The 5987-nt window shown below is 65.0% G+C and carries 4 protein-coding genes and 1 pseudogene; 2 read left to right on the plus strand and 3 right to left on the minus strand.

Going from position 1 to position 5987, the window contains the following annotated elements; genetic code table 11:
* Positions 1-561: patatin-like phospholipase family protein (locus tag AC1DS3_RS33855; RefSeq protein ID WP_477128887.1), on the plus strand; the 561-nt coding region annotated here is incomplete at its 5' end.
* On the opposite strand, the gene AC1DS3_RS33860 is transcribed toward AC1DS3_RS33855, so the two are convergent.
* The 3 genes from AC1DS3_RS33860 to AC1DS3_RS33870 all read right to left on the minus strand — a co-directional run bounded on the left by AC1DS3_RS33860 (position 542) and on the right by AC1DS3_RS33870 (position 5667).
* Positions 542-1189 carry an HD domain-containing protein gene (locus AC1DS3_RS33860; RefSeq protein WP_477128888.1) on the minus strand — a complete coding sequence of 216 codons (648 nt, stop codon included), beginning with the start codon at positions 1187-1189 and terminating at the stop codon, positions 542-544. The genes AC1DS3_RS33855 and AC1DS3_RS33860 overlap by 20 nt on opposite strands.
* Positions 1186-4650, minus strand: coding sequence for an adenylate/guanylate cyclase domain-containing protein (locus AC1DS3_RS33865; RefSeq protein WP_477128889.1), 3465 nt, complete (start codon positions 4648-4650; stop codon positions 1186-1188). Before AC1DS3_RS33865 ends, AC1DS3_RS33860 begins: the two co-directional genes overlap by 4 nt.
* A gap of 108 nt (positions 4651-4758) precedes the next feature.
* The gene (locus AC1DS3_RS33870; RefSeq protein ID WP_441634047.1) at positions 4759-5667 is read right to left on the minus strand and encodes a LysR family transcriptional regulator; all 909 of its coding nucleotides are present in this window, start codon (positions 5665-5667) and stop codon (positions 4759-4761) included.
* Positions 5668-5818: 151 nt separating this feature from the next.
* On the opposite strand from AC1DS3_RS33870, the pseudogene AC1DS3_RS33875 reads away from it, so the two are divergent.
* Positions 5819-5987, plus strand: a pseudogene (locus AC1DS3_RS33875) (MFS transporter); the annotation flags it as partial.

Below are 5987 nucleotides of genomic sequence, written 5' to 3' on the forward strand. Positions count from 1 at the left end.
ACCAATATCGAGACCGGAAGGATACGCATCTTTTCAGGCGAGGACCTGTGCATCGACGCGGTACTGGCATCAGCCTGCGTGCCAACGCTGTTCCAGGCGGTGGCTATCGATGGCCAGCACTATTGGGACGGCGGCTATGTTGGCAACCCGGCAATTTTCCCGCTGATTTATCACTGCAATACCCACGATGTCGTGATTGTTCACATCAACCCGATCGTGCGCCGCGGTGTGCCGACCACGGCCGCGGACATCCTCAATCGCGTCAGCGAAGTCAGCTTCAACTCATCTCTTATCCGAGAGATGCGCGCCATCGCATTCGTGACTTCGCTTATCCAGCAAGGCAAGATCGACCGGAGTGAAATGAAGGAGATGATGATCCACTCGATCCGGTCCGATGAGACGATGGCCGCGCTGGGCGTGTCGAGCAAGTACAACGCCGACTGGGCCTTTCTTTGTTCGCTGCGTGACAAGGGAAGGACTGAGGCCGGGACGTGGCTGGAGGCGCACTACGAACACATCGGCCAGCGTTCGACCATTGATATCAGAGGGGAATTTCTTTGACGCAGGACGAGGCCCCCGATACCGCCGGCTGCGCARGCCGCCACGCCAGGTTGCGGCGTGCGCGAGCTTCATAGCGAGCATGGAACAGATCGGTGTGATAGATGCGAGGGCGATCAAGCAGGGCGCGCAGGAAAGCCCGCTCGGCGCAATCATAGGCAGCCTCATCCAGGTCGGGACGCTCGGCCCGCAAGTTCGCGCCGTTCTGGCGAAAGCGCGCGCGGGCACAACCCAGCACGGCAAGGTCGATATCGGCGGTAAACTGGCCTGCCAGATTCTTGGCCATGCCGGCATGTGAGGTGCACAGGATCATCCCGGCGATGCGTTCGGTTGCGGCAATCCGGCCTCGGGCCCAGTAGCGGAGCCACTCAACGCTGCGCTGCTCATTGTCTTGCGCCCCGGGAACATAGATGACGTCGTGGCACCAGAGCGCCAGCTCGACGGCGTCAGTATCGGGAATCGCGCTGCGCGCCCAGTCCAGATCGCGCAGGCAGCGGCGAACATGGTGGAGCGTGTGATAGTGCCGTGCCGGCTCGGCGTAGCAGCGCGCAAGATCCGCATAGGCCTCCGTAGCCTGCGTGCCGCCTGAACGCGACCACAGTGCCAGGAAGCGGGTTTGCATCCGGGTCATTCGGGAGAAGGCACCGGGGACGTGCCATCCTGCCGCGTCAGATCATCCAGCAGGGCCTTGGCCTGTTGCCAGTCGGCGGTATCGGCGCCCTCGCTGAAGCTGCCATGGATCGCCGCCAGCGCATGGCGCGCCGCGTTCAGCTTTCCTTGCTGGCGCCATAGGCCGGCCAGGCTCAGCACGGCTTGCAGTTCCAGTGACCGGGCGCCCTGGCTGCGGGCGACCGCGATCGCCTTCTCAAAGCACGCTTCGGCTTCATCGCAGCCGGTGGGCGGGAAGGGCGCCTGGCTTGACTGCCGGAGTATCAGTTCTCCCTTGAGGCGATACAGCGTCGCTTCGTCAAGCCGCTCTCCCGTCTCTTCCGCGAAAGCTTGCGCCTCGGCCAGCGCATCGAGTCCGGCATGGATTTGCCCCGCCTTTCCGTAGGCATCCGCGAGCAGGGCCAGGAGATTTGGCTGTCCTAGCGCCGCGCCGGTCTCCTGATAGGCGGCCAGGCCCCGCTGTATCTGGGCTATCCCCTCCTCGTGATTCCCCTGTTCGGCCAGCACCCAGCCTAGCAGGACGGTTCCCCACGCCAGGTAGATCGGGAATCCCTGCTCGCACGAGACCGCGATGGCGGCCTCGGCGTACTCGCGGGTCAGTTGCACTTCCCTGCGGCACAGGTGCACTTCAGCGGCAAAGACAAGGCAAAGTGCGAGGTTAAAGGCGTCCGGGCGTGTCCTGGCCATCGCCAGGGCCTCCTGGCTGCGCGTGCGGGCCTGGTCCGGCATGCCGAGGTACCACAGGATCCAGCCCAATGTGCTCGTGGCATGGACGGCCGGATCCCGCCCGTATCCCATCAGAAAGTCATACACCGGCGGGTCCGGGCGCTGCAATGCCAGCACCTGTTCTATATGGTTGCGGGCCATGTCCAGCTTGCCAAGGCGGAACACCGTGGCGCCGATCGCGCGATGCGCCTCGGCAAGCTGCTTAGGCTTTTGCGTTTCCAGGGCCAGGCCAAGCAGCCGTTCCCCAAGGGGGTGCGCAATCTCGTACTGCGCACGCAGCTGATAAAACGCCCACAGTCCGAGCTGAGCCGAGAAGGCGTAGGGTGTTTGCCTCTCCTGCTCGCACAAGGCCAGCGCGCGCTTGTAGTTTGCTTCCACCTCGGGGGAGGCCTGGCCGCGAGCGGCCATCAGGGCCGGGCCGAGGGTGAGCAGCAGCGTGAGTTCCTGGCGCGTGCGTTCGGGGTTGTCCGGCATCCGCTTGAGCAGTTCGATGGCGGTACTCAGGTGCCGGATCGCTTCAGTCTGGGCTGAACGCTGGAGGGCCTGCTGGCCGGCACAGTGGAGGTAGGCGACAGCCTTCGGGATATTGCCGCTATGGCTGTAGTGGTGCGCGAGCTCGCTGCAGTAGTCTTTGAGCCGGCCATGGAAGAGGGCCTCGATGGCCTGGGCCGTACTCTCGTGCAGCGCGCTGCGCCGCTCGGTAAGCAGCGAATTGCCGGCAACCTCCTGCGTCAGGGCGTGCTTGAAGGCGTACTCGACTTCCGGGAACGCGGGCCGCTCGTAAATGAAATCCGCCGCCTGCAGGTCGGCCAGAAGCGGGCGCAGCTTGCCTTCGGTCAGGCTGGTGACGTGCAGGATGAGACTCAACGGGAACTCCTTGCCGATCACGGCCAGGGTCTGCAGCAGTTCCTTCTGAGCGAGCGGGAGCCGGTCGATACGGGCCGCGAGCACGCCTTGGACGGTGGTGGGGATGTGCAGCAAGGCGGGCGCCTTCTCGATGCGGTAGCAGCCGGGCTGGCCGAGCAAGGCGGCCTCCTCGACCAGCGTCTGGACCACTTCCTCCATGAAAAACGGATTGCCTTCGGTCTTGTCCAGGATGCGTTGCTTCAGGGGCGCCAGGCTGCGATCATCACCGAGCAGCGCGGTGAGCAGTCCCTGGGCTTCGGCCGGGCCCAATGGCTGCAGGCTCAGCTGGGTGTAGTTGCCGTTGGGGCCCCAGTCATGGGAATACTCCGGGCGGTAATTGACCAGCAGGATGATCCTTGCCCCCGGCACATGGTCGATCAGCAGGTTGAGGAAGGCCTCGGTTTCACTGTCCAGCCATTGCAGATCCTCGAAAATGACCTCCAGGGGCTGATTCAGGCTTTCGCGGACCAGCAGGCAAGCAATCGCTTCGAAGGTGCGCTGACGTCGGATCGAAGCGTCCATGGTCGGCAGTGCCGAGCCGGGTTCGATGCTCCCGAGCAGATAGAGCAAGTAGGGCAGATGGCTTTCCAGGGAACGCTCCAGCGTGAGCAGCCTGCCGGTCACCTTCTCGCGGCAGCTTCGGTCGCTGTCCTGCACAGTGATCTGAAAGTAGTTTTTCAAGAGCTCGATCAACGGTAGATAGGCGAAGGCCTTGCCGTGCGAAACCGAGAAGGTCTCCAGTGCCAGGCAGTCTGCCTGCGATCTCGCTTTGAACTCGTGGAACAGCCGGGATTTTCCGACCCCGGCCTCGCCAACCACCGCGACGACCTGCCCTCGGCCCGCCTTGGCCAGCGCCAGCGCGTTGTGCAACTGTTCCAATTCGGCCTGGCGGCCCACAAACCTGGCCAGGCCACGGTGCGCCGCGACTTGCAGGCGTGTGCGCATTGCCCCGRGGCCCATCACCTCATAGACCGCCAGCGCATCCCGGACGCCTTTGACATGTGTGGTGCCCAGGGCCTTGAACTCGAAATATCCCTCCGTCAGCTTATGGGTGGATTCGCTGACGAGGATGGACGCAGGCGTAGCGATACCTTCCATGCGCGAGGCGATGTGGATCGTGTGCCCGACCGGATCGTAGTCCGTGTGCAAGTCATCCTTGCGGATCGAGCGCACCACGACCTCGCCCGTGTGGATGCCGATCCGGATCTGAAGCGGTATGCCTTGCTCCAGACGGACCCGGTCGCTGTGCCGGCGCATCGCTTCCTGCATGCGCAGGGCTGCGTACAGGGCCCGCAGGGCATGGTCCTCGTGGGCAATGGGGGCGCCGAACAGCGCCAGGATGCCGTCACCCAGGAACTTGGCCACGTAGCCTTCGTAGTGGTGCACGGCCTCCATCATCAGCGTCACGACGGGGTCGATGAGGCGGCGCGTTTCCTCCGGGTCCAGGTCCTGGGTCAAGGCCGTCGAGCCCGCCATATCGGCGAACAGGGCCGTGATGGTCTTGCGCTCGCCGGCCGTCTCGCCCCGGGCCTCCATGGCCGCTTGCTCAGCCAGGATGCGCTCGGCCAGATGGGGTGGCGTGTAGTGGACAGGGGCCGGGACTGCTGGCCCGGAAGGCAGAGGCGATCCTGACGGGGAATCCATGAGCGCAACGCCACAGGCGCGGCAGAACTTGGCAATGAGGGTGGCCTCCGCGCCGCACCGCGGGCACATGCGCGCAAGCCGCGCCCCGCACGCCTCGCAGAAGTTGGCGCCTGCGAGGTTCGCGTAGCCGCAATTCGTGCAGCGCATACCGCCTCCTGACAGCCTCCTGACCGCCTCATTTCGAAACAGCCCCTAAATGATTAGACGCGCGATCGGCTCTTGTAGCAAGCCAGGCGTCTCGCCGGATCCGCGTCCCTAAGTCCCCATCTCCACCCGTTCCGCCAGGAAATCCAGCAGCGCCCGCACCCGCGCCGGCAAGTGGCGGCCCTGGCCCAGGTACACCGCATGTACCGCCTCCAGGTCGCCGGGATTGAACGCCTCCAGCAGCGGCACCAGCCGCCCGGCGGCGATGTCCTCGCGGACCTGGAACACAGCCATCCTGGCCAGCCCCAGCCCGCCGACCACGATCCGCCGCAGCGCATCGCCATTGCTGGTCATGGCATTGCCAAGCGGCGCCACCATGGTGGCTTGCCCGCCTTCCAGCATCGGCCAGCCTTCGATCGCGCGCGCGTAGCCTAGCTTCAGGCAGTTGTGCCCGGCCAGGTCGGCGGGCACGCGGGGCGTGCCGCAACGCGCCAGGTAGGATGGCGCGCCCACCACCACCATGCGGGTCTCGCCCAGCTTGCGGGCCACCAGCTGCGAGCTTTTCAGCGTCCCGGCGCGGATCGCCACGTCGGTGCGTTCCTCCATCAGGTCGATGACCTGGTCGGTCAGCACGATATCGAGCTGGATGTCCGGATACAGCGCCAGGAACTCCGGCACCAGCGGCAGCAGGAAGTGGTCGCCAAAGGGCACGTTGGCATTGATGCGCACGCGGCCGTGGGGCGCGGCGCTGGCGGCGGCACCGCGCTCGGCATCGTCCAGGTCCGCCAGCACGCGCACAGCGCGTTCATAGAAGGCACTGCCCTCCGCCGTGAGCTCGATGCGGCGCGTGGAGCGGTTGACCAGCCGCGCGCCGAGCCGGGCCTCCAGCCGCGCCACCAGCTTGCTCACGGCCGACGGCGTCATGCGCAGCGCGCGCGCGGCGGCGGAGAAACCGCCCTGTTCCACCACCCGCACGAACACTTCCATCTCGCCGGAGCGGTTGACTTCGAGCCTCGACATTGTGAATTCAATTCATAAATGTTGTTCGTGCGGGCAGTCTACCGCACCAATCTTCCCATCCCCATACTTCGCAGCATGCTGCTCCGGCTTCCTGGATCGCATGTAACCCGTATCGCATCTCGCATATCGCATACCGCTTCACATACTTTCTATGCCACTCGCTCTCTATGCCTTGACCGCCGGCGCCTTCGGCATCGGCGTCACAGAATTCATCATCATGGGCCTGCTGCTGGAGGTTGGGGCCGACCTCGGTGTCTCCATCGCGGCGGCGGGCCTGCTGATTTCCGGCTATGCGCTCGGCGTGGTGGCCGGCGCACCGG

This window comes from Cupriavidus sp. 01L46, from assembly GCF_056399905.1.

Bases quoted from the DNA above. Each gene is read 5' to 3' on its own strand.
- AC1DS3_RS33870 (WP_441634047.1), bottom strand. From the start codon at position 5,667: ATGTCGAGGCTCGAAGTCAACCGCTCCGGCGAGATGGAAGTGTTCGTG.